General features: G+C 32.3%; 24 protein-coding genes. 2 read left to right on the top strand and 22 right to left on the bottom strand.

The window, feature by feature from the left end; translation table 11 throughout:
- Positions 1 to 6: 6 nt before the first annotated feature.
- Positions 7 to 612: a DUF4254 domain-containing protein gene (locus WAO84_RS05325; RefSeq protein ID WP_340064194.1), complete on the bottom strand. Its 606-nt coding sequence runs from the start codon at positions 610 to 612 to the stop codon at positions 7 to 9.
- A 78-nt stretch (positions 613 to 690) separates the two neighbouring features.
- Here WAO84_RS05325 and upp point away from each other — a divergent pair, with 78 nt between their 5' ends.
- Complete coding sequence (gene upp / locus WAO84_RS05320; RefSeq protein WP_340064193.1) at positions 691 to 1,353, top strand: uracil phosphoribosyltransferase; 663 nt, start codon at positions 691 to 693, stop codon at positions 1,351 to 1,353.
- Here upp and WAO84_RS05315 read toward each other — a convergent pair.
- Complete coding sequence (locus WAO84_RS05315) at positions 1,342 to 2,268, bottom strand: DUF6427 family protein (protein ID WP_340064192.1); 927 nt, start codon at positions 2,266 to 2,268, stop codon at positions 1,342 to 1,344. The two genes, upp and WAO84_RS05315, sit on opposite strands and share 12 nt — an antisense overlap.
- Before the next feature lie 42 nt (positions 2,269 to 2,310).
- On the opposite strand from WAO84_RS05315, the gene WAO84_RS05310 reads away from it, so the two are divergent.
- Positions 2,311 to 2,535: a DUF6341 family protein gene (locus WAO84_RS05310; protein WP_340064191.1), complete on the top strand. Its 225-nt coding sequence runs from the start codon at positions 2,311 to 2,313 to the stop codon at positions 2,533 to 2,535.
- Between the two features lies 1 nt (position 2,536).
- Here the strand turns inward: WAO84_RS05310 and purD are convergent, their stop codons facing one another.
- The 20 genes from purD to WAO84_RS05210 all read right to left on the bottom strand — a co-directional run bounded on the left by purD (position 2,537) and on the right by WAO84_RS05210 (position 24,685).
- Positions 2,537 to 3,808, bottom strand: a complete 1,272-nt coding sequence (purD, locus tag WAO84_RS05305) for a phosphoribosylamine--glycine ligase (protein WP_340064190.1) — start codon at positions 3,806 to 3,808, stop codon at positions 2,537 to 2,539.
- A gap of 35 nt (positions 3,809 to 3,843) precedes the next feature.
- A complete protein-coding gene (locus WAO84_RS05300; RefSeq protein WP_340064189.1) occupies positions 3,844 to 4,635 on the bottom strand; it encodes a glycosyltransferase family 2 protein in 792 nt (263 codons plus the stop codon).
- Positions 4,616 to 5,968 (bottom strand): undecaprenyl-phosphate glucose phosphotransferase, encoded by a 1,353-nt coding sequence (locus WAO84_RS05295; protein ID WP_340064188.1) that lies wholly within the window; start codon positions 5,966 to 5,968, stop codon positions 4,616 to 4,618. Before WAO84_RS05295 ends, WAO84_RS05300 begins: the two co-directional genes overlap by 20 nt.
- Positions 5,969 to 5,970: 2 nt before the next feature.
- Positions 5,971 to 6,966 (bottom strand): UDP-glucuronic acid decarboxylase family protein, encoded by a 996-nt coding sequence (locus tag WAO84_RS05290; RefSeq protein ID WP_340064187.1) that lies wholly within the window; start codon positions 6,964 to 6,966, stop codon positions 5,971 to 5,973.
- Between the two features lie 228 nt (positions 6,967 to 7,194).
- Entirely contained in the window at positions 7,195 to 8,283 is a 1,089-nt protein-coding gene (locus WAO84_RS05285) for a DUF1972 domain-containing protein (RefSeq protein WP_340064185.1), read from the bottom strand.
- Between the two features lie 21 nt (positions 8,284 to 8,304).
- Positions 8,305 to 9,465: an O-antigen ligase family protein gene (locus tag WAO84_RS05280; RefSeq protein WP_340064183.1), complete on the bottom strand. Its 1,161-nt coding sequence runs from the start codon at positions 9,463 to 9,465 to the stop codon at positions 8,305 to 8,307.
- Positions 9,466 to 9,601: 136 nt separating this feature from the next.
- Positions 9,602 to 10,714: a glycosyltransferase family 4 protein gene (locus tag WAO84_RS05275; protein ID WP_340064181.1), complete on the bottom strand. Its 1,113-nt coding sequence runs from the start codon at positions 10,712 to 10,714 to the stop codon at positions 9,602 to 9,604.
- A 4-nt stretch (positions 10,715 to 10,718) separates the two neighbouring features.
- On the bottom strand, positions 10,719 to 11,561 hold the full coding sequence (locus WAO84_RS05270) for a glycosyltransferase family protein (protein ID WP_340064179.1): 843 nt from the start codon (positions 11,559 to 11,561) through the stop codon (positions 10,719 to 10,721).
- Entirely contained in the window at positions 11,539 to 12,444 is a 906-nt protein-coding gene (locus tag WAO84_RS05265; protein WP_340064178.1) for a hypothetical protein, read from the bottom strand. Before WAO84_RS05265 ends, WAO84_RS05270 begins: the two co-directional genes overlap by 23 nt.
- 441 nt (positions 12,445 to 12,885) lie before the next feature.
- Positions 12,886 to 14,115, bottom strand: coding sequence for a hypothetical protein (locus tag WAO84_RS05260; protein ID WP_340064177.1), 1,230 nt, complete (start codon positions 14,113 to 14,115; stop codon positions 12,886 to 12,888).
- Between the two features lies 1 nt (position 14,116).
- Positions 14,117 to 15,580, bottom strand: a complete 1,464-nt coding sequence (locus WAO84_RS05255) for a polysaccharide biosynthesis C-terminal domain-containing protein (protein WP_340064175.1) — start codon at positions 15,578 to 15,580, stop codon at positions 14,117 to 14,119.
- On the bottom strand, positions 15,571 to 16,209 hold the full coding sequence (locus tag WAO84_RS05250; RefSeq protein WP_340064173.1) for an HAD family hydrolase: 639 nt from the start codon (positions 16,207 to 16,209) through the stop codon (positions 15,571 to 15,573). The genes WAO84_RS05255 and WAO84_RS05250 overlap by 10 nt, the downstream gene beginning before the upstream one ends.
- Positions 16,202 to 16,945, bottom strand: a complete 744-nt coding sequence (locus WAO84_RS05245; RefSeq protein WP_340064170.1) for a 3-deoxy-manno-octulosonate cytidylyltransferase — start codon at positions 16,943 to 16,945, stop codon at positions 16,202 to 16,204. Before WAO84_RS05245 ends, WAO84_RS05250 begins: the two co-directional genes overlap by 8 nt.
- Positions 16,945 to 18,492 carry an aldolase catalytic domain-containing protein gene (locus tag WAO84_RS05240; protein ID WP_340064167.1) on the bottom strand — a complete coding sequence of 516 codons (1,548 nt, stop codon included), beginning with the start codon at positions 18,490 to 18,492 and terminating at the stop codon, positions 16,945 to 16,947. The genes WAO84_RS05245 and WAO84_RS05240 overlap by 1 nt, the downstream gene beginning before the upstream one ends.
- 167 nt (positions 18,493 to 18,659) lie before the next feature.
- A complete protein-coding gene (gene rfbD / locus WAO84_RS05235) occupies positions 18,660 to 19,517 on the bottom strand; it encodes a dTDP-4-dehydrorhamnose reductase (RefSeq protein ID WP_340064165.1) in 858 nt (285 codons plus the stop codon).
- Positions 19,514 to 20,059, bottom strand: coding sequence for a dTDP-4-dehydrorhamnose 3,5-epimerase (gene rfbC / locus WAO84_RS05230; RefSeq protein ID WP_340064163.1), 546 nt, complete (start codon positions 20,057 to 20,059; stop codon positions 19,514 to 19,516). Before rfbC ends, rfbD begins: the two co-directional genes overlap by 4 nt.
- A complete protein-coding gene (gene rfbA, locus WAO84_RS05225; RefSeq protein ID WP_340064160.1) occupies positions 20,056 to 20,925 on the bottom strand; it encodes a glucose-1-phosphate thymidylyltransferase RfbA in 870 nt (289 codons plus the stop codon). Before rfbA ends, rfbC begins: the two co-directional genes overlap by 4 nt.
- Entirely contained in the window at positions 20,922 to 21,938 is a 1,017-nt protein-coding gene (rfbB, locus tag WAO84_RS05220; RefSeq protein WP_340064158.1) for a dTDP-glucose 4,6-dehydratase, read from the bottom strand. The genes rfbA and rfbB overlap by 4 nt, the downstream gene beginning before the upstream one ends.
- A 2-nt stretch (positions 21,939 to 21,940) precedes the next feature.
- Complete coding sequence (locus WAO84_RS05215) at positions 21,941 to 22,996, bottom strand: hypothetical protein (RefSeq protein ID WP_340064156.1); 1,056 nt, start codon at positions 22,994 to 22,996, stop codon at positions 21,941 to 21,943.
- A 3-nt stretch (positions 22,997 to 22,999) separates the two neighbouring features.
- The gene (locus WAO84_RS05210) at positions 23,000 to 24,685 is read right to left on the bottom strand and encodes a DUF6909 family protein (protein WP_340064154.1); all 1,686 of its coding nucleotides are present in this window, start codon (positions 24,683 to 24,685) and stop codon (positions 23,000 to 23,002) included.
- Positions 24,686 to 24,692 lie beyond the last annotated feature (7 nt).

Here is a 24,692-nt window from a genome sequence, read left to right as displayed (position 1 = left end):
TAATATCTACTTCCGGTTTTCTCTGAGGATGGGGTTAAGCTCCTCATCATTATACATTTTCATCTGCTTATAGACTTTCATGTATTTATTTCCCGTTTCAATATCAGCGAGAAGCTGGTCAATTGCTGTGGAAAGATCCTTTTGCTGCTCCAGTAATACATTTAATTTGGCCTGACAAGCTTCCCGGTGTTTCTCAGATGCACCGAAACGTTCCGCTTCCTCACGCATATGGTAAATTTTCAGGGCCAGTATGGAAAGTCGGTCTATAGCCCAGGCAGGACTTTCTGAATTAATAGTAGCTTGCGGTTTTACGGATACGTTTTTGTATTTTTCCAGAAAATAACTATCAATAAATTCTACCGTATCTGTACGGTCCTGATTGGAAGCATCTATTTTGCGTTTTAGCTCCAGTGCAGCTACCGGATCTATTTGCGGATCTCTGATAATATCTTCGTAATGCCATTGTACTGTATCTATCCAGTTTTTTCGATATAGCAAATGCTCTATGGTATCTGACGCATGCGGATTTACCAATATCTGACTCACATCATCTTTTACATGATAATCACGAATACTCTCTTCAAAAATTTGATTGGCCAATGCGCTAAACATATCTCCTGGTTTTAGAATTGCAAATATACTTTAATAATTAATTATTTTTGGAACTGTAACCCTACTAACAAACGCATCATGCAGATACACCATTTAAAGCAACAGAATTCCGTTTTACAACATTTTATAGCAGAGATCAGGGATGTAAACATTCAAAAAGACCGTATGCGTTTCAGGAGGAATATTGAACGTATAGGTGAGGTACTGGGTTATGAACTTAGTAAAGAACTGGATTATGCGCATCATACTCTGGAGACCCCCCTAAGCAGTACAGAAGCTTTTTTGCTTAAAGACCAACTGGTTATAGGTTCCATTTTAAGAGCAGGCCTCCCTATGCATCAGGGATTATTGAATTATTTTGATCATGCCGAAAATCTGTTCATTTCAGCATACAGGCACTACACCAATGAAGATAAGACCGATTTCGAGATTATCGTTGAGTACCTGGCCTGTCCTTCTCTAACTGATAAAACCCTGATCATTGCAGACCCTATGCTTGCCTCCGGACATTCTTTTGTGTCTGTATTCAGTGCCTTAAAAAAAATGGGGAACCCTAAAAGCATACATCTGGTTTCGGCTATAGGGTCTCCGGAAGGAGTGGATTATTTAAGCATGCGTTTTCCGGAGACTACGCATTTATGGATCGCGGCTATTGATGAAAAGCTAAACGATAAGGGGTATATTATTCCGGGCCTTGGAGATGCCGGAGACCTTTCTTTTGGCTCTAAATTACAACACTAATACCACCCAGGGCACCAGTGCAAAAAGCCATAACCACAATTCTCTTAGCCATGTTCGGGTGCTGTTTTGTAAATAATTACCCCCAAAAGTGGCTACGGGAAACGCCAAAAAGCTTAAAATGGCTCCCTCGTTAAAAGGCCCGAAAAGAACAATGGCTATAGCAGTGATAAGCATCACCATCACCAACACAAAAATATTCTTTACAGTGGTTGTTTTAGTTTTGATCTTTAAAAAGAAATTGCCTGCTGCAATGAGAGTTAACAAGCCTGTAACCAGTGAGGGGAACAAAATATGTTCGGTATCATAATTGGCAAGATCTATGTCTGGAGTAAATGAAAACAGTTGAAAAATACGATCTGTTTCTTCCGTAAGAAAAAAATACGTACTCCCAAAAATCAACACCGTAGCAACAGAAAGTAACGGAATTACAAAATTTTTGATATCCTTAGCGGCATATAGGGCTATTCCTATAAAAAGCGGAATGAATGCCAGCACCGATCCTTTAAAAAAGAGACAGGCTACCGATACCCATAGACCGGCATCAAATATTTTCTTTTTTAAAGATGTATGGGACCGAAAGCTAAGTATTTTGCGATAGGCCAATAACAAAAACCAACCTGAACAAATAATTTCAAAATGATAAAACGTAGCGGGAAAAGAGACAGTAATGGTCACAAACAGAAAAACAGAATAGGCATTGTTTTGTGCAAGATGATTCCTTCTGTTTATAAAATCTACGAGGAAAACCGAAAAACTTAAAAATGCTACCGCACTTAAAAACCACGCCCAGGAAAGGACTTCCCTGTTCTGAAATTTTACAAGAAAAACGGCGATTCCGGAAAATAACCAGAGATATCCAAGCAGCAAGACAAAGTTTACAGGTTTTGTTTTGCTAAATATGCTTGAAAAAATCATAGGTTTTTCTATTTTTGTAGTGTAAAAATAATATAAGTTTTTATGTGGAAAGATTTTTTTAAGTGGATCGAGTCACTCTTTGTAGATTATCTGTTCTATCCTCTGGATGTATTTAGATTTATGGATAACTGGTGGACAGCAAATATGGTGAACTGGCTATTTTGTATCATAGGCTTTGTAGCTATGATTTACTGGATATATAAGCTTAAGTTATTTAATGATAACAATGAAGAAGATAAAAGCATATCTTCTCATTCTTACCTTTAAATTACAGGTCTAAACCTATATCCTTACGATAATACATCTTATCAAAATTTAGTTTTTCTATATTTTGGTAAGATTTTTTTATGGCTTCTTTATAATTCGTACCAAACGCGGTAACTGCTATAACTCTTCCTCCATTGGTAACTACTTTTCCGTCTTTTGTGGTAGTACCGGCATGAAATATCAGCGCATCTTTTACCAATGATAGTCCATATATCTCCTTTCCTTTTTCATAAGCTTCGGGATATCCTCCGGAAACAGCCATTACGGTAGTTGCCGAGCGAGGATCTACCTCAACCTGTATTTCTTGTAAACGGTTTTCGGCAACTGCCTGGAATAATGTAACCAGATCTGTGTTTAGTCTTGGTATGACTACTTCGGTTTCAGGATCTCCCATACGTACATTATACTCAATAACAAAAGGCTCATTGCCTACTTTTATAAGGCCAATGAAAATAAAACCCTTATACGGAATACCGTCTTTTTGCAGTCCGTTAATAGTAGGCTCTACAATACTGTTTCGTACTTTCTCCATAAAAGCATTGTTAGCAAAGGGAGGAGGCGATACTGCGCCCATGCCCCCTGTGTTGAGTCCGGTGTCACCTTCTCCAATACGTTTATAATCTTTAGCAGCAGGGAGTATTTTATAATCTTTTCCGTCAGTAAGTACAAAACAACTTAGTTCAATTCCCTTTAAAAACTCTTCTATCACTACTTTCTGGCTTGCTTCACCAAATTTGGCATTTATTAACATGCTTTTAAGTTCGGTCTTTGCCTCATCCAGATCATTGAGTATTAAGACACCTTTACCTGCTGCCAGGCCATCGGCTTTTAAAACATAAGGCGGCGTGAGTGATTCGAGAAATTCGTACCCTTCCTGAATATTCTCATTGGTAAAACTTTTATACGCAGCTGTTGGTATGTGGTGTCGGGTCATGAATTCTTTTGCAAACTCTTTACTACCCTCCAGCTCTGCTCCGTTTTTTTGAGGGCCTATAACGTGAATATTTTTAAGTTTTTCATCATTCAGGAAGAAATCATGAATCCCCTGTACTAACGGATCTTCAGGGCCCACTACTACCATTTGTATATTTTCGTGTAGTACCAGTTCTTTAATGGCTTCAAAATCAGTTGGGGAAACCGCGACGTTTTCTGCTATTTGAGCAGTACCGGCATTACCGGGTGCTACCCATACTTTTGATGCATTGGGACTTTGTACTATTTTCCAGGTAAGTGTATGCTCACGCCCTCCTGAACCTAAAACGAGAATATTCATTTGATCGTACTATATATTTAATTGGCAAACTTCTGTTATTTTTCACGAATAACCTGTCTCGATTTTACAAAAAAATGCTCAAAAAGAAATTGTAACAGGTACCATAAAGATTTTAAAACCCCAAATTTACATGCCTTTCGGTAGAAAAGGTAATTATATTGTAACAAATTAAGTTTATTGGAAGAAACTGACTCCCGGCGAATACGATAGCTTGCCAGTACCTCCTGAAGTCCGTATGCTTTTCCGGCCTTTTGGATGCAGTATAACCAAAGGGCCCAATCCTGGCGTTTTCTTATAACGGGCATATATATTTTACCCAGTGCCAGCACACTGTACATACCGGTGAGGTTCCCAATATAATTGGCTTTCTTTATTTTCTTAATATCTATGGCAGGTAGGGCTTCGACGGTTTTGAAAAGAGGTTCTCCTTTTTCTGAAATAAGGTTATAACTGGTAAAAGACACCTGAATGTTTTTTTTCTGCATAAATAAAAGCTGTTTTTCAAGCTTTTCAGGCACCCAGAGGTCATCTGCATCCAGAAAGGCTATAAAATCGCCCTGAGCGTGTTCTATAGCTTTGTTACGGGCCATCCCGGCACCAAAATTACCGGGAAGTTGTAGCAGTTGAATTCGGGGATCTTTTATGCAGAAGTCTTTTACCAGATTTGCTGTAGTATCTGTTGAAGCATCGTCTGTGATTATAAGCTCCCAGTTTGTATAGGTTTGGTTGCGTACGGAGGTTATGCTGTCTTTAATAAACTTCCCGGCGTTATAAGCGGGCATTATTACTGAGACTAAAGGTTGCTCATCAATACGCTTTTTCTTCACCTTTAAAAGCGTTTATAATGGTTTGTGTAATAATTTTAACGTCTAAAGCAAGTGACCAGTTTTCTATATAAAAAATATCAAATTTCACTCTGTTTACGATATCAATGTCACTTTCTATCTCACCGCGATACCCTCTTACCTGCGCCAGACCCGTAATACCTGGTTTTACGAAATGCCGAACCATATATTTATCGATACGCTTTTCAAACGCGTTGCTATGGCTCACCATATGCGGACGTGGGCCTACAACTGACATCTGCCCTACCAAAACATTAAAGAATTGCGGAAGTTCGTCAATGCTGGTCTTTCTTATAAACTTGCCTATTTGCGTTACACGCATATCATTTTTGGTAGCCGACTTTCTATCTGAATCTGGATTTACTGCCATTGATCTAAATTTGTAGCAATTGAATTCTCTATAATCAATACCATTTCTTTTTTGCCTGAAGAAAACCGGTCCTTTTGATTCTATCTTTATAAGAAAGGCCAGTAAAGGAGTAAGCCATGATAGTACGCCCACAATGATCAGCAATGAAAAAACAACATCAAACGTTCTTTTGACAAAAGAGTTTATCGGGTCTTCCAGCGGTATATCTCTTAGTGAAAGAATGGGTAAATAGTCATAGTACTCAAACTTTAGTTTTTTGGAATAGATATTCTTGTTGTCCGGAATAAACTTAAGTACCCGAAGATTATTATCTGCAAAGTCTATTACTTCTGCCATTTCACTATTTTTCAGATCTGACACTGAGCAATAAATCTCATCAATATTATTTGCATGAATATAATCGAAGCAAACATTTAAATTGAATCCATCTTCTTTAGAAGTAAACTGTTTTTTGAATTCGTAACCGAATTCCTGACGTGTTTTAAAGACATCTATAAGTTGTTCTGTCTTTTTATTATCACCAATAACTACTACTGTTCTTATATTTCCTCCTAAAGCTTTTCGATACCGAAGCAGTAGTGAATAACTCAGTATTTTAACGAAAGAAACCGAGAGGAAAACGATCATAAAATAATTAGCGAGAAGTAATCGGCTAATATTAAATTCTTTAAAAAAGCCTATATAGGCATAAAGAATAAGAAAAAAGAAAAAAAACTGGGTAAACAGTAAACTAATTACTAATGTAAGCTTAGAATACCTTTCAATTTCATAAAATTTGTTTTTTAATGATAAAACTACCCATGCCAAAGAAATATACACAAGAAAAAGATACGGCATTTTGAAATTAAGAGGAAGTACCAATGCATATACGTTAAGGATCGTTAAATCCAAAAAATAGTTGATTGGTTTTATATACAATGAATATCTCCCTTTTTTGTAGTTCACTTCTATTTTCTGTTATGCATTGAGAAGTCTTTGTGCTCTTTCTTAAATAACTCATCCTTGGCTAAGGATTTGAAATACTCATAAGTTAATCGCATCCCTTCCTTCCGATTTACCGTAACATTCCAGTTTAAAATTTCACGGGCTTTGCGGATATCAGGCTGTCTTTGTAATGGGTCGTCCACCGGAAGTTCTTTATACACAATTTTTTGATCTGTACCTGTTAACTGAATAATCTCTTTGGCAAAATCAAGTATGCTGATTTCTTCCGGATTCCCAATGTTTACAGGATATACATAGTCACTCATAAGTAATCTGTAAATACCTTCTATCTGATCATCTACATAACAAAAGGACCGTGTCTGGGAACCATCACCAAAAACGGTTAGGTCTTCACCCCGCAAGGCCTGCCCGATAAACGCAGGGATCACCCTCCCGTCATTAAGACGCATTCGGGGGCCATACGTATTAAAAATACGGGCTATACGTGTTTCAATATCATGAAAACGGTGATACGCCATGGTTATAGATTCCATAAAGCGTTTGGCTTCATCATATACCCCTCTGGGCCCAATGGTACTTACATTCCCGTAATACTCTTCACTCTGCGGATGTACCAGAGGGTCTCCATACACTTCTGATGTGGAAGCAATGAGTATTCTTGCCTTTTTTTCTTTTGCAAGTCCTAATAGGTTATGGGTTCCCAAGGCGCCCACCTTTAAAGTTTGGATGGGTATTTTTAAGTAATCAATAGGACTGGCCGGCGAAGCAAAATGCAAGATATAATCCAGTTTACCGGGAACATGAACAAATTTGGTGACATCATGGTGATAAAACTCAAATTGTTCGAGTTTGAAAAGGTGTTCAATGTTTCGGAGATCTCCGGTAATGAGATTGTCCATAGCAATCACATGCATCCCTTCTTTAATAAAGCGATCACATAAATGTGATCCTAAAAAACCTGCGGCTCCTGTGATGAGAACATGTCCTTTTTTATTCATTATCTTATTTCTATGCTAATCTTTTAATATACATCGACCAATTATATACGACATTAAAGCTAATTATGTTAATAATATAATATTGTAAAAATTTTTAACTAATAAAATCAATTATACTTAAAAGGAACCAAACATACTTTTAACAAAAATAACTTCTATTGAACCGATTTCTATTTACAAAATATTACAACATTATTGGTTTTATTTGCGCTGTTTATAAAAGTAAAACTATTTCAAGATGGAGATAAAGTAATCCTCATATTTTTTATTGATAATACTCCAATTATACATTTTTTCAATTTTTGAGTAATTATTTTTAGCATATTCTTCTTTCAATTCAAATAGTATGTCATTGTCCAAAATTTTTTTTACATCATCGCTATTTTCAAAATATTCTGCGGTTTCCTCTAAAATGCTTCTATTGAATTCATTATTATTTGCTACAATCAAAGCTTTAGAAGCCATGGCTTCTAATAAAGAGGGGTTAGTGCCTCCCACAGAGTGGCCATGAAAATAATATCTTGAAAAGTACCTAAGGTTATTTAAATGATCCATATCGTAAATCGCTCCTAAAAAACGAATTCTTACATCTTCGCCATATTTATCCTTTAAATAAGCTCCATATTTATTTATCCTACCAATAACCAAAAGAGTAGATTCTTGATTGGATCGATGAAAACCATTTACAATAGCTTCAATATTGTTTTCGGGTTCCATCCGTGCGATAAGCATTGAATAATTATATTCACTAATATTATACATTTTCAGGATTTCCTTATTAGGACTTTTAAAAACATTCGCTCCATATGCTATAAATTCAGATCTTCTTTTATAAGTAGTCAATAAGTATTGCTGTATTCCTTTGGAGTCTGCAATAAGAAAATTGCTATATTTTGCTCCCCATTTTTCCGCGTATTTCAGAAAACTACGAACAGGCTTACTATATTTTGATCTTTTCCACTCCAATCCATCCATGTTAGTAACAATTATAGAATTTTTTGGAAAAAGAAAACTCCAAATAGAGCTACTTGTATAGCCTAATTGCAAAATGATATCAAACTTTTCTTTTCTACAATGCAGAATACAATTTAAATCATAAATGAACTGACCTATGGTACCTATTTTATGTTCTGGGTTATATTTATGAATAATATTAACTCCTTCCCATTTTTTTTCGTGATAAGGATGATTATGAGAGTTATATACATAAACTTTATGCCCTTTATCAGCTAAGTATTTTGAAAAAAATTCTGCAAACTGCTCAAAACCTCCATGATTGTTTGGAACTCCTCTGGTTCCCAATATTGCTATTTTCATTTATATTTAAGAGCTGTATTGCTAAAAGCTCAATTTTTTTTGATTCCTTTTCCCTATATATGTTTTTTCTTTTTTATATTCTCTGGATTCGTTATAAACAAAAACTATTGTCCAAAAAACAAAAAAAACTATCCCCTTATTTCTGTTAAGGATAGCTTCGAATAAAAAACCCCAAATAAATAATCCATAGGTAGATTTAGATATAAATTTTTCTTTAGTTGACCATATATAATAAAAAAACATCCAAAAAAAATATATAAGGCCAATTATACCTAATCCTAAAAAAATTTCTACATATTGGTTATGGGTATTGTAATCATAATACCCTAATTTTTGTTCTTTTATAGTTCTAGCCATATTATGATTCTCATAGACGGAGTTTAAAAACTCTTTTCTATCACCTAATCCTAATCCAAAGGGAATGTTCATTGGGTCTTGTAAAAAATCTTGAATGGAAAATTTGACAAACATTAAACGTAAAGTTAAACCGTTTACTTTTTCAAAATCCGTCATCCTCTCGTGTTTCAATTCGCTTAAACTATCAATATGTAAAACTTCTTTAAACCTATTTTTTATGAAATCACTCTGCAATGCTAAAGTTAAAACTGTAATTAATATGAGAAGAAACGAAAATAATTTGATTTTATTAATAGTTTTTAAAATAGTATATAAGATGAAGAGAATACCTGTAAAACAAGTATATAAGAGAACACTCTTTGAAGATAGTAAAAATAATGCAAGAGCGTAAAACAACAATTTTATAACATTTAATAGGTCAACCCTACCATTTCTTGCCATAAAATGAATTGAAATTAAAATAGCAAAGTAAACATAGATTGATAAGTATACAGGGTGAAAGTCAATTGGACTAGTAAAAGCATGGTAAAAGAACTCTTCAGAATTACCAACTTCTACATATCTTAAAACTGCATTAACCAATAGGAAAAATGTAATTATTGTAACTCCATAGGAAAAAAAAGAATACAAAGTTGTTTTCTGTTTTTCATTTACTCTCCCAAATTGTAAAAAAATAATTGGTAAAGCCAGAAAGCTTAAGTTGTATTCCAGAATTTTTAATCCCGCTTTTAGATTCTCAGTAATTAATAAAGACAAAACCAATATCAAAAAATAAATTGGGAGATAAATTATTTGTTTATGATCTTTAAATCTTCTTTCTTTCATGAAACGAAAAAAGGCTATAATAAAAGAAAAAATTATGGTATATGTGTTTAAATTCATGTCAATAGGCATTGAAAATGCTACTAGACATAATGATATGAAAAAAAAATTTTCCCTTATGTAAAGAAGGAAATGCTTATTAATTTTTAGTAATTGATTCAATGTATGCTTTTTTTGTTACTTCTGCTGTTTTTTGCCAGGTGTAATTTTCTTCAACATATTTCGCAAACTTATTATTGTTTTTATCATTATATGCTAAAGAAACTGCATTTCTGATCGAATCAATATTATCAGGCTCACAATAATAAGCAAAATCTTTAAAATATTCTTTGGTATCACCTTTTTCGGTAACAACGATTTTACACCCCAAATAACCTGCCTCTAAAGAAGTTAACCCCGTTGTTTCAAACCAACTTGGGAGAATATGTACTTTGGATTTCTTGTAATATTGTATGAGCTCATTCTGGTCTATATGATCAACAAATACAACATTTTCTTTTGCCTCTTTTTTACACCTTTCATAATAATTTACAGTATTAGGCGATGGGTTGCCAATAATGTATAAATCATAGTCAGTATTATTTAAAGCCCTTATTAGATTGAGTTGATTTTTTCTACCCTCTATCCTACCAACACAAATCACCCCAGATCTTTCATGATTTGTTTCTTGAACTTTTAATTTTCTAAAAAGCAATGGATTAATAGCATTTGGCACTACCTTATAATTTGCTTTTAGACCATAAGATTCTGTGATCCTATTCATTTCACTTCTCGAGTTAGGCAGTAGCATACTTGACTTTCTAATAATATGTTTTATAGATTTTTTATGTCCTTTAAAGATATACTCCCAATCATAAATTTTTTCATTATTTAAAACAGCCCTAGCTATAGTTTTAAGATACTCTATGTGGTCCGAAGAAAATACCCTAGTAAGAAGGCCTATAATACCCCCCCTATTTTTTCTTTCATATTCATGATAATCAACATATATTGTTGAAACAACAAATGGTTTGTTGCTTCTTTTTAAATGATAAAGAATATCGTTAGGACGAATTATATTAAAAAAGTGAATAATATCATATTGATCATAATCAATTTTTTCATTAGTTAACTTAATGTCTACACTAATATTTACTTTTCTCAGGAAGTTGGCAGTTTCATTTATTTGAATAGTATCTCCACCAGGTGAACTATATAAAGTCGACCTGCTAATCATTAAAGCTTTAATTCTATCCATCTCTTCCTTAGCCATATTGCTATTTAAGAAAAAACCTTATATCTCGATTTATAATTGACATCTTCAAGCTGCTCCCAAGAATAAATAATATAGCAATAACATGCAATAAAATTGATTCTTTCTTATATATTTTTATGATTGATTTTTTATGGTTTGAAAACCTGAATAATCTTTTCTCTAAACTTTCAATATTAAAATATGATAAGTCATGATTCATCTCATAATCTAAAACAAAAAAATTTGAGTTTTTTTTTTCATATTGAATCATAAAATCAGTATCTATCCCATATAAATTTAGTTCTTCATTAAATTCATTAAACGTATTTTTTAAATAATTCATTGAAATAGACATGCCACTTGTTACAGCAAGTTTGTTTTTAGCGTCAACCACTCCAGTTTTTTTTTCTTTCCAATACCTCCCAGTAACAAAAAAACGATTCGCTGGGCTTACAATTAAACTTTTAGCTCTAATAATTGGTAGAAAAAGATTAATTTCCGGCAGTGCTAAGCTTTCTTTAAATATTTCATTAAAATAATCAATAGAAAATTTACTATCTTGATCGAACAATATTAAAAATTTATATCCTAAATTAAATTTATAAATATTGTTATATATCTTAGAAAGTGATAAATTTTCAGGAGTATGAAAATATTCAAATCTATCAAAGATATTTTCTAAAGATTCAATGTGTTTTTTCTTTTGCTTTCCCGGACTATTATCCCAAATCACTAACTTAGTACCAAAAGTATTAAGCTCATTTTTTATACTGAGTAATGATTTTATTGTAGATGCTTCTAAAAGCTTTTCCTTAAAGAGCACTACCCCAATTAAAAAAATATTATTTTTCTCTTCTGTCTTCATAAACCATGTACAAAAAATAAAACGAAATAAAATATAAAAATCTTAAAGGGGTTGATCCAATTGAATAATGGAAGAAAATAAAATATGCAAAGGCAGAAAAACAGCCTAACAAACCTAAACCTAAAAAATTAATGGATTGTTTTTCTGTTTTTAATTTTTCGATGACATATAGTTTTTTAATTAATATTAAATGAAGTTTGAAATATAGTAAACCTAACAACCCAAATGCAGTAACCGATGAAATGACCAGAGAATCGTAATGTATAATTGCTTTTTTTTCTCCCAATCCATAACCTATAAAACTAAAGTTATTAAAAAAATCTTTGTATTGAGCAATCCTCCCTACAGAAGATGCATCACCTGCTTTTAAAAAAAGTAATCCAAAAAATGTTAAAGCAACTAACAACAGAGGAATGGAAAGTGTCAATAAATAGTATTGTTTAAATCTTCTGAATATTAAAATTGAAAAAGAGGTTATAGCCAAAAATATAAGGCCTGCGCGGACCTGTGAAAGTACAATACCATATAAAGCAATTAAGACTAAAGCAAAAATAGTGAATTTCTTTTTTCTAATTACTTTTACATAGTACGCCAGTAAAAATGAAGCTATAATGCTTAAAAACTGAGCAAATATTATAGGGCTTACGAAAACACTAGTTACTCTCAATTCATTATCTCTTACCATATTAAACCATCTAGGAATTAGATGATCTGGCCCAAAAAAATCATAGAACCAAAAAGATTTTTGTAACACAGACCCTGCTTGTTCACGGAATTTATCCCCTAAAAAAACTATTTCTGCTCCTCCGTTTTTTTCAAATATATTTGCTTGGTACTTTGCATAAAAAACCAAAAGCAGTAATACAAAAATCAAAAATCTCATAAGTGTCTTCACTGATACACTATCAAAGCCTTTATTGATATATATAAGACAAGGAATTATAATTGGTAAAAGATAACTTCTCCATGCAAGGATAGTGTCTAGAATGTTCTTGGAAAAAATTAAGGAAACTATGATTCCATATATAGATAAAAGTAAACTACCCAAAAAAATATAAAAAACACGCTTTTGTATCCTCGCTTTATTAATAATTAAAAGAGTGGTTAAGTATAAGAAAAGATATTCTTGCCATGCCTTTAAAATATAGTTTACCGTTTGTGAAACATAAAAGCTTAAATTAATGAATATATAATCGTGGAAGGTTATTAAAATCAAACAAATTATAAAAAAAGGGGTTTTATTCTTTAAGCGAAAAGAGTAAAAAAAAAGAAAGTAAAACAATACTCCTATTAATAAGAAAACCAAGTCTGATAACAAATTAATTTAATTTAAAACTTCAAAATAATGATCTCTATTAAGTCCAATAATATACTCTAATCTTTTTTTTATTTCATTTTCAGAAAAACCTAATTCGAATACATTTTCTAAACCTGTAACATCCTCAAAAGTATCTTCTTGAACGCCTTCTGAAAGTTCAGAAGTGCCGTCATGATATCTCAATCCAATAATTCCATTTATGTAAGCTTCATAGTATGCTGTAGTATATACACAAATAGCTCTTGAATATTTAAGTTCTGTGAAAATTTCTATTAATGTCTTTTTTTTCTTAAATAAATAAAAGTTTTTATTCTTTAGAAGATTTTTATATTCCATTTCATCTAAAGAAGGATGTAATTTAAAGTAAAACTTCATTTCAGGTCTTTTCTTAATAAATTGTTTTAAAACTTCAATCAACCTGTAGTTAGACTCTTTTAAAACTTCCCTAGCTAACAAAACGATACATTTTCTTGGGTCAGTTTTCTTACTAGCTTGCATTTTTATACTTCTAGGGTATCCTGCAACAATAAGTTTGTCTTTATCTATTCCATAATCAACCAACTCTATTTTTGAATATTTTCCCCAACACAAATGAAAATCAACATTAAAATTTTCATACAGTATGCAATCAATAGGGGGCTTTTTCTTATAAATAAAATAAACCCCGTGTTGCAAAGAATAAACGGGTATATTTCTCTTTCTAAAATAATACAAAAACATTACCTCCCAGGGATGAACACTGCTGAAAACTACCGCTTTTTGTAAGCTTCCTGTTAATTTTATCTTTTCTAAATGATCTATATTATTCCTATAGAAACACAGTTTTGAGGCGATCAATAACTTATCTCTCCAAGACAGGTTTGAGATTGAGAATGAATTTTTCAAAGAACCTACAATATTTTTAAGGCTTAGATTCGATTGAAAAGAAGCATCATTGAAATCGAAAAATGTATTTTCTTTATCTGAAAATTTAGTTTTTACATGGTCCATAATTTCTTGATAGTCTTTTCTTCCGTGTCGACCAATTGTAAAAAAAATCTTTTTGTTTAAGGCAACATTATTATAATTGTACCTTAACAAAAACTTACCAATAGTACTGAACTTTAATTTTTCGCTTCCACTAATCAATAATGCCAGTTCAATTGACAGCACTTCATATAAATTATAACCCTTATACTCTAAGATATCTTTTTTGAAGTGTTGCAATTTCTCAAAGGAGAATTTTTTTTCAACCATCTTACATTCCTAATTTTTCTTTAGTTAGCTTTTTAAGTTTGTCAATACCAAATATTCTTAAAACCTTATTACAAAAGTATAATACTACTATGTAATAAAAAATTGACAATAAAATTGACCATTCATTTGATAGCAATAAAACTTTAAAAAAAACAAAGTAGATAAAGAAAGATAAAATAAGTGAAATAGTTAATGTGAAAAAATACTCTTTTAAAGGAAAATATTCTAAAAAACTTGTCTTTAGTTTTTTGTTAATCAAATATATTGGAAGAAATATACCCAAATACCCAGTTAAAACAGTTGCATAAACAGCACCCATTACTCCATAAAGTTTTATTAGAAAATAATTTAAAACCACATTAACGGATAATGATAGTCCAGCGGTTATTACCACCCAATTTTGTAAACCTATTGCTGCCATCGTCAAAGAAAATAGGATGACTGTAGTAAAAAATCTTAAAGTATAGATTGTAAAGATTTCTCCTGAAAAAACATATTTTTCAGAGTAAATGCTTATAATCAATTGTTTGCCAAATACTAAACAATAACAGAAGATCGGTATAAGCAATAAGGTGGTTTTTTTTGTTGAATCCCTTAACTTCTTAATGATTTCTAAATATTGCTGATTTGAACTTAGTTTAGAAAAGATTGGTAACAATGTTACCATGATTGATCCTGTTATTATGTTTACAAAAGGTATAACAAATGCACCTACTTGGTATTCTGCATATGCTTCAGGGTTTAACATCACTGAAATCATATACTTATCCACAAAGACATATAGAGTGTTAAGCAACGTAACACCAGTTATTGGTAATATATAGAATAGCTCTTTTTTAGTTATTAAAAAAGCTCCTTTGAGGACAACGTATTTATTTATTGAGTAATAGAAAAATAGAAATCTAATCATGTCTATAAAAAGAATACTCTTTAGGATAAATACCGTTGATCCCCAAATAGGTTTCAAATAAAGAGCAAGTATAAATAATAACGATACTAAAAGATAAAAAAAATTTATAACAAATAGCCTTCCAGTTTTATCAGTTAATGTGAAGTAATTAATAAAAAAACCAGATGTTGATCTGAAAAAAATAATACCAACGCATAAAAAGAAATATTCAGATATCAAATCATTGATAAAGCTGTTGGCAATATCTGCTTTTAATAAATAAAAGATTAAACATATAAAAGCAGCTAAAAAAAGCATCGAATAAAAAAATCTTTTAAAAAGTAGTTTATCCTTCTTTCTATTAGATTTATATATTCCATAAAAGTAGCTTAAGCCCGTAGGAAAACCAGACAAAAAAGATAAAGCGAAACTTGCAATCATAAATACCTGATGCAATTTTCCATAATCTTCCTTCTCTAAAAGAATCCAAGCTAAACCTACGGATAGAACCAAATTAGAGAGTGTAACACTTAAGTTTGATATCGATAAAAAAAAGGTGTTTTTTCCTAAAGACATAAATCAAAAGTAAATTGAGAAAAGTGATTTATGTATAAGTCTTCATCTATAAAATCTTTTAAACTTTCATTATTGAAGCCAAAAAAAGTAATTTTATTAGCATTTGCAGCTTCATAATCATTTATTGAGTCTCCAATTAAACAAGTCTGCTCAACTAAGTATTCATACTTTTTCATTAATGCTGTAATAAGATCTTTCTTAGGAGTGGGAGAACCATGTATTGAAATAAACAAATTATCAATCTTTAGTTCTCTGCACAAATATCTGAGTTCAGCTTGATCTGAGCCTGAAACAATATGAAATTTATAATTCTTGTGCTCTTTTTTTATGAAATTAAGACTATCCTTAATCAAGTTCTTCTGATTAACTAATTTCTCTCGCATAATAATTGAAAAATCATTAGCATACTTTTGAACCTCATTGTCGCTAATATATTTACCAATAATTTTTTCAAAAAAATATCTAATTTTCACATATCTTGATAATCCACCGTTTTTTCTATGATAGATTATTAGTTTCTCAATACTTTCAGAATCGAATTGATTGAATATCTCTCTAAATCCTAAATCTCTTACCTCCATAGAGTCCAAAATTACTCCATCGAAATCCCATAAAATAGTATTAATCATTTTTAGTTTGCGATTTTTTTAAGGCTTTTTCTATTTTCAATATATCTTCCGGAACATCCACTGCAAGCGAAGCCCCAGATGTTTCAACCATTTTAATTGGTACTCCCAAGTCAAAAAATCTTAATATTTCAATATCTTCAAAAAACTCATATTTAGCTTTTTTATTTTGTTTCCCAAATGCCTTCAGGTCTTTGTAGTCAAAGGCATAAATACAAACTTGCTTATAGTATCCCGGTATCCCTTTTCTTATATCTTTTATTCCGGGTATAGGTAATCTGGACATATAGATTAGTTGATTGTCTTTATTTACCAAGACTTTAGGAATGTTTACGGAGCTTATATCTTCATCTTTTATCTCACACATTCCATTAATGACATAATCAGGTGTTTTCTTTTTTGCTTCAGATATTTTTAAGATATCCATAGGATTTAACATCGGTTCATCTCCTTGTATATTAATGTAAATATCGGCTTCTGTTTTTTGCGCAAAATCCCAAAGCCTATCAGTCCCTGTTAAACATTTATCAGAAGTCATAACTGCTTTATAGCCAAATGATTCTACTTGATCTTTAATTCTGATGTCATCAGTTGCTACGTACGTATTTTTCTTTCCCAAAGCTTGTTCTACGATACGAGCAACTCTTATAACCATAGGTACTCCATCTATTAAAGCTAAAGGTTTCCCTGGAAACCTCGATGATTTATATCTTGCCGGTATAACTCCTAAAACTTTCATTATAAAGAACTATAAATTGACACCTCTTTTATGTTTTTATATTTTGTAGGTGTGCAGGATTTAAGGGTTGAACAGTTCTTCTCGAAAGAATCTATTATTTGTTGATTCTCATTAGATAGTTGAAACTGAATTCTATTAATTGATGTATCATATCCATCAAATCCTGCCAAAACAATTTCGTTTGACTTTAATTGTAGAGCAACTTCAAGAGCTATCGCAAGTGGTGAATCTTGATATTCATCAATAAAACTGATCTTTTCTAATTCAAAAGACCGATCCTTCAATTCATCAGGTATTATTGTTCCCATTTTTCTAGGAAATGGAGGGAATATACAGGTATTACTAATTTCTTTCAAATTGTGAAATTCTTTACTTAATTTATATATTTCAGATCCTACTAAGCAATAAAACTGTTTTGCATTAGTCAAGTCATTAAAGAGCGATATATATCTTGCGCCAGCGTGAATCACACAAACATTTTCCGAAGTTTCAATAAATCTTTCTATAGCATCATGATGATATTGGATACTTTTTCCTCCACCAATTATAATTGCAAATTTGCAATCTAATTCAGTATTAAAACTAGGAAGTTTAAGATTATCTGAAATCGAATCTTTCTGATTTTTTAAGGCATTCACAATGCTACCCAGAGGATATCTGTTAAGTCCAATCCATTCCATTACCTCTTTTTGAGGCAAAGAATATACTCCAGAGAACATGTACGGTAAACTTGTTCCCCATTTATACACTTGCTGTAACTTTTCAAAATTTGAAACTACCGAACTTAATTCATTCATTGATAGTTTTAAGTCTTCCTTAGCAGAAAAATATGTTAGTAGTAATTCTGTTTTAAGATTACCAGCTCCTCTTCCCATTCCAGTAATAGTTGCATCAACCATAAGACATCCACTTTCTATTGCTGTTAAAGTATTTATATGAGCTAATTCAAGATTATTGTGTCCATGGAAAGCTACAGGAATATCCAGTTTTGAACTAACTAAACTAAATATTTCTTCAATATCCTTAGGCAGAACACCTCCATAAGAATCTACCATATAAAAAACATCTGCAATATCATTTACTTTATCCAATTGATTCAAAAATTCTTTATCCTCTTTCCAGTTAGACATGTACATGATGTTAAATCCAACCTCAAACCCTTTTGCTTTAATAACCTTAGCAATGTTTATAGCATTTATCAATTTGTTTGGAGCAATAGCCATCCTAACCATTGAAATAAAAGGTTTGCAAGGATCTAATAAGTAATCAAGATCTTCTATCTTGGTAGTTTTTTCATCCAGAATGATCGCCAATTTCTTAGAAGGCATCATTCTTTTAGCCTTTTCCATAACATATTCAGGGCAATAAAAATATTCCCCTAAATATCTATTTAAGGGTATACTCCTATAGCCAATTTCCACATAATCTATTGGAAGTATTTCCATCGCTTTATAATACTCATCAACCAATTGTTTGTCAAAATCCCAATTGGTATAGTACCCACCGTCTCTCAAAGTACAGTCTAATATCTTAACTTCTTTTTTCATTTATTGGTTTATTAAAACGTAAATCATCAATAATCTCCTTAATTGACATTGATAAAAAAATCTGAGCTGGTAGTTACTTTACTAGAATCTATAACTTTGTTATTAGTTTGCAGTTTTTTTATATCCTAATAAAAACAACAAATACAAATGTAAAAACTAGTTAATTTTCAATATATCACATTTTTAATCAAGCATTTTCTTAAACTATCTCTCCAGTAAGGAATTCCAGTATCTAACATTCCTTTTACTTTCGATTTATCTAAAATACTATAGTTTGGTCGCTTAGCAAGAGTTGCGTATTCCTCGCTTTTTATTGGATTTAGCCTGATCCTTATTTTAGCTTCGTCAAAAATTGCCTTTGCAAAATCATACCAGCTAGCTACTCCTTCATTACTGTAATGATACATACCATATTTCTTACTACCGTCTAATATTATTTTTAAAATTATCTCAGCTAAATCTCTGGCGTAGGTGGGGGTGCCAATTTGATCATAAACAACATTAAGCTCTTCTCTTTCCTTGCTTAACTTAAGCATTGTTTTAAAAAAATTACTTCCATATTCTGAATACAGCCAAGATGTTCGTATTATAAAATGTTTATCATAAGTAGCTGCAACTCTTTCCCCAAGGAGTTTTGTTTCTCCATAAACTCCTAAAGGACGAGGTTTATCTAGTTCAGAATAAGGTCTACTTTTTCTTCCGTCAAAAACAAAATCAGTAGATATATGAATAAAAACAACATCATACTTTTTACAGTTCTCAACCAAAAAACGAACACCTACTTCATTAACTCTATTAGCTAACTTTGGTTCCAACTCAGCCTTATCAACGGCAGTATATGCCGCGCAGTTTATACAATAATCAACATCGTTTCGTTCAAAAAAATCATTAACCTCAGCTAATTTTGTAATATTTAATTCATCTGTATCAGCAAAAGTAAAGTTCAAATCTGAATATTTACTTTTAGCATCCTTGATACATAATGCTAATTGACCACTGCTGCCTGTTACTAATACTTTTTTCATAGTAAAGCATTGTCAAATGATGGTAAAACTTTATCTTTTTCGGATACTATTATTTCATCTTCTGTAAGTTCCCAGTCAATATTTAAAGATTTATCATTATAAATAATACCTCCCTCGGATTCTTGATTATAGAAATTATCACACTTATAGAAGAAGTGAGCTGTTTCACTCAGCACTACAAACCCATGTGCAAAACCTCTAGGAATAAATAGTTGTTTTTTGTTCTCATCAGATAACTCTATCGCTACATGTTCTTTAAATGTTGGAGACCCCTTGCGTAAATCAACAGCTACGTCTAATACTTTACCTTGTAAAACTCTTACTAATTTGGCTTGAGCGTATTCTCCAAGTTGATAATGTAGTGCTCTTATTACACCTTTTGTTGAAAAAGATTGGTTATCCTGAACAAAATTAATTTCTTGATCAATCAATTCATTAAATTTCTTTTGATTGTAACTTTCAAAAAAGTAACCTCTTTCATCTTCAAAAATAGAAGGCTCTAAAATAAAACACCCCTTAAGTTTAGTTTCTTTTGCAATCATTTTTTTTCTTCTAAAATACTCTTTAGGTGTTTTCCGTATCCGCTTTTAATTAAAGGTGTTGCCAAAAACTCTAATTGTTCTTTAGAAATATAATCCATTTTGTAAGCTACTTCTTCAATAGCACCAATTTTTAGTCCTTGCCTTTCTTCTATCACTTGCACAAATTGTGAAGCCTGCATAAGAGAATTAAAGGTACCGGTATCTAACCAGGCAGTTCCTCTATCCAATATACTAACATTTAATTTTCCTTTTTTGAGATATTCTTTGTTTACATCAGTAATTTCAAGTTCTCCCCGATCACTTGGTGTAATGTTTTTTGCGATATCAATTACATCGTTATCATAAAAGTATATTCCTGGTACCGCAAAGTTAGATTTTGGTTTTTCTGGTTTTTCTTCAATAGAAATTGCCTTTCCTTCATCATCAAATTCAACTACACCATACCTTTCTGGATCATGTACATGATATGCATAAATGATCCCTCCATTTGGGTCATTATTTGCTTGTAAGAGTTTTGCAAGCCCTGTTCCATAAAAAATGTTATCTCCAAGAATTAAAGCGACTTTGTCGTGTCGAATAAAATCTGCACCAATTAAAAAAGCTTCAGCCAATCCGTTTGGATCTTTCTGAACGGCATATTCAAATCTACAACCATATTTTTTTCCATTACCCAATAACTTTTTAAATAGGGGTAAATCATGTGGGGTAGAAATGATCAAAATTTCTCTTATCCCAGACCACATCAACGTTGAAAGAGGGTAGTAAATCATGGGCTTATCATATACCGGCATAAGCTGTTTACTTACCGCTAGTGTTATGGGGTGCAATCTTGTTCCAGACCCTCCTGCTAGTATTATTCCTTTCATATGAATTTATACTTTTTTAAGTACCAATCGATGGTTTTTTCAATTCCTGTCTCAAAATTTTCATTAGCTTCCCAGCCTAGTTCATTTTCTATTTTAGACGCGTCTATAGCATATCGCAAATCGTGTCCAGGACGATCTTTTACATACTTAATAAGTTCATTATACGATTTTCCTTCTTTTCTAGGAGTTTTTTTGTCTAGTATCTGGCAAATTTTAGAGGCTATATAATTGTTATTTCTTTCATTACGACCACCAATATTATAGGTTTCTCCTCTTTTTCCTTTATCGAATACCAGACCAATACCTTTACAATGATCCAATACATATAGCCAATCCCTGATATTTTTACCGTCACCATAAATAGGGATATCCTCCTCAGCCAGAGCTTTTCTAATAACAGTAGGGATTAGCTTCTCATCGTGTTGTTTAGGACCATAATTATTAGAACAATTAGTAGTTACTACGTTTAACCCAAACGTATGAAAATAACTTCTGACTATCATATCAGAAGAAGCTTTAGAGGCACTATAAGGGCTATTTGGCGCATATGGTGTAGTTTCTGTGAAAAAACCCTTCTTACCTAAACTACCATAAACTTCATCTGTAGAAATATGAAGAAATCTCGCATCTTTATAATTTTCCTTTTCTTGGAAAGGAGCATCCATCCAATACTTATAGGCAACATCTAAAAGTGTAAAAGTTCCTAAAACATTTGTTTTAATAAATATCGCTGGATCTTTAATAGAATTATCTACATGAGACTCTGCAGCAAAATGAATTACTCCGGCAATACTATATTCTTTAAAAATTTTTTCTAGCAGTTTTCGATCGCAAATGTCGCCTTTAACAAAATTATATCTAGGATTGTTTTCTAATTCCTTAAGATAGTTGATATTACCCGCATAAGTTAACTTATCAACATTAACAATCTTGAGGCCCTCATTTTTCTCCAAAAAATAAGGAATAAAATTAGACCCAATAAAACCTGCTCCTCCTGTTACCAGTATGTTCATTTCTAAGATTTATTTTTATATACATTAAGATAATCGTTTAATTCTATAAGTAATAGTGCTAATAATAGCACGGCAATTAACCCAATAGGGATCCAGAACTTGAAACTATTTAAAACGCCTTTAACTTCTACACCTCTTGCCGGGAAGTCTGAAATTACGTTAATTATAGTAGCTTTATTAGCTTTTTCTTCATTGAGCGTTACCAGATTTTGCTTCAAAACATCTATTTGTTTAATAAGCTCTAATTCTCTGTTGTCTTCTGATTTTTGGTCTGCCAGATTAATGTTCGTTCCCAAATTTGGGTTTTGAGCCGTCATTCGCATTACATCTTTATAGAGGTTTTGTAGCGAATCTATTTCTACTAACTGCTTTCTGTAAATACTATCCTGAATAGAAAGATTTTGATCGCTTACTTCTTTCTGAAGTTTAAAATACTCGTTAGCACTTATTGATTTTACAATAGATCTTTGCGTTTTTTTGGCTACGGTATTATTGGTGGTTTTCATAGTTATTTTATGAAAACGGGCATCAAAAGAATTGAAGTTTTCAATGTAAGCCTTAAAATCAATAGTCTTTATTGTATTGGTATCCAGTTGTCTTATAAAATCATCAAACAATTTTATTTTTTGATTTTCATCGGAAAAAGATTCAACAATGACCTCTTTTATGCTGGCAGCATCTGTAATGCTAATGCTTAAGGCTTGTGCCAGAGCAATAGAATCTTTTGAATCTGCCAGTTCATTATAAAAATAAATATTGTTATACAATTGTTGAGCACTGTTAAAATTAGGCTCTACTACCATGGAAGACTCATAAACACTTTCTTTGGTATAATCCAGATAAAAGCCTATAGCCAGCCCTATGAAAGCAGCGATAGCAAACTTAATAATATGAGACTGGATGAAGATAAGAAACAGGATCAACACCTTAAATATGCCTTTAAAAATGCTTCCTATAAAATTAAAAAAACGCTGAAATGCATTTCCTATAAGTCTAAAAAGTTGTCCCAGGTCTATTTCTTCTGAAGAAGTATTCTGTGGTTTAGTATCCTGACTCATTTTTTAAATATTAAATATTTGCTCTAAAATTTTCTGGGTTATCAAATAGGTGGGTTTAACACCGGTGGTTCCTAACCCTCCTGAAGCAAGGGTACTTCCGGTTTCCAGAGGGTTATCTGAAGCGTAATACGCATACCGCACTTTTACATCCTGGGAAATACTTTTCCTGATCTTTGAAGCCGATTGTATGGCTTTTTGATAATGTGCACCCTCCATTTCCAGGCCTATCACGTTCCAGGTCGATTCGTTAAAGAATCTTAAAAGATCTTTATTTTGAAGCGATGTTCCTAATACGGTTACCATAGACCCTTCAAAAACTTTTAATCCGCAACCCTCAAAATCAGATTTTGATAATTCATTATCAAAAGGATAGTTATCTGCGGTCCCTTCAAAAATATGTGCGGTCGGGATCATTAGATCGCCTTTTTCTCCTTCCAGAATACCGGCTTTTCCCATAATTGAAATGGAAACTACATTGAGAAAAACAGATGATCCATCTTCTGATTTATAAGGTTTGAGTAATTCATCAATGGTTTCATAGGCCTGTTCACCAAAAGCATAGTCCATCACAAATAATACAGGTTTTTCTTCATCGGGAGTTGTATCCTTCGGCTTAAAAATACCATCATTTGATTTTATTTTTGCCGTATCAAAAATCTGAACATCAATATTGGTTCCTGATACATCATCCATACTAATCATCCCGTTTTTTGACGCAAAATCTTTTACTTTTTTACGTAACTGATCATTTTCCGGAAGACTCAATGCCTGATATATTTCCAGTTCTTCTTTATGCTGAAATTCTTTACCAAGTACTTTTTGAGCAAAAATACTATTCATCACACTATGCATATTGGCACTTATTATATGCAAAGGCCTGTTTAAAAGGTTGTACTTTTTAAGTGTATTTTTAATGGTATTGGCCCACATTTCTCCATGAATATGGTGTCCCAGGCGTTCTCTTAAAACCGGACTGAAAGTAATGGTCCTTTTTACGCCCAGGGTCTCTTCTTCAATGGCAATTTTACCCAACCAGTAAATAATGTGCAAAAACTTTTCAGGTTTTTCTTTAGTGGCCAGTAATCGGTAAACTTCAAGCACTTCCTCAAAGGTCCTGCCCAGAATATTTGCTGTATGAACTAAAGCGACTTCACGCTCAAACTGGTTTAGTTTTCCCTTTTTTACGGCGCTTTCCAGCTTTTCCCAATCTCTTATAAGTTCTCCTTTTTCGGGTAATAATACCCTTTTGCATATTTTATGAGATTCAATAAAAAGAAAGGTTAAATGCGTTAATATATCGTAAATATCAGATCTTCCGCGGGTAATCTCAATATTCATTTGATCTTTGTCGATCCTATAACAATTTCGTCTTCGCTTAGGAGGAATAATTACCTGGAAATGTGATTCTTTATAGCCCTCGTCTGATGTAAGGTTTATATATCTGCATTGCTCAATACCCTCCGGAAGCCGGTCTAATACATACGTGAGTCCGTTAAGCTCTGTCTTTTCCTCAGCAACTGTTCCATAAATTTCCGGTCTTATTTGTAATAGTGATTGACGCAGTGACTCTCCTGAAACCCCTCCCGGCTTATAAAAGCCTCTGTTAAAAAGATGGCGCATAGTGATGTACATGCGCTCTATGGCGCTTGTAGACTCCTGAGCTCTGGTTCTTCCTTTACGTGTATTCATTAAGTGA

Source organism: Ascidiimonas aurantiaca, from assembly GCF_037646345.1.
Taxonomy (GTDB): Bacteria; Bacteroidota; Bacteroidia; order Flavobacteriales; family Flavobacteriaceae; genus Ascidiimonas; species Ascidiimonas aurantiaca.
The sequence above is the reverse complement of the archived record's forward strand: the minus strand, read 5'-3'. Positions and strand labels throughout refer to the sequence as shown.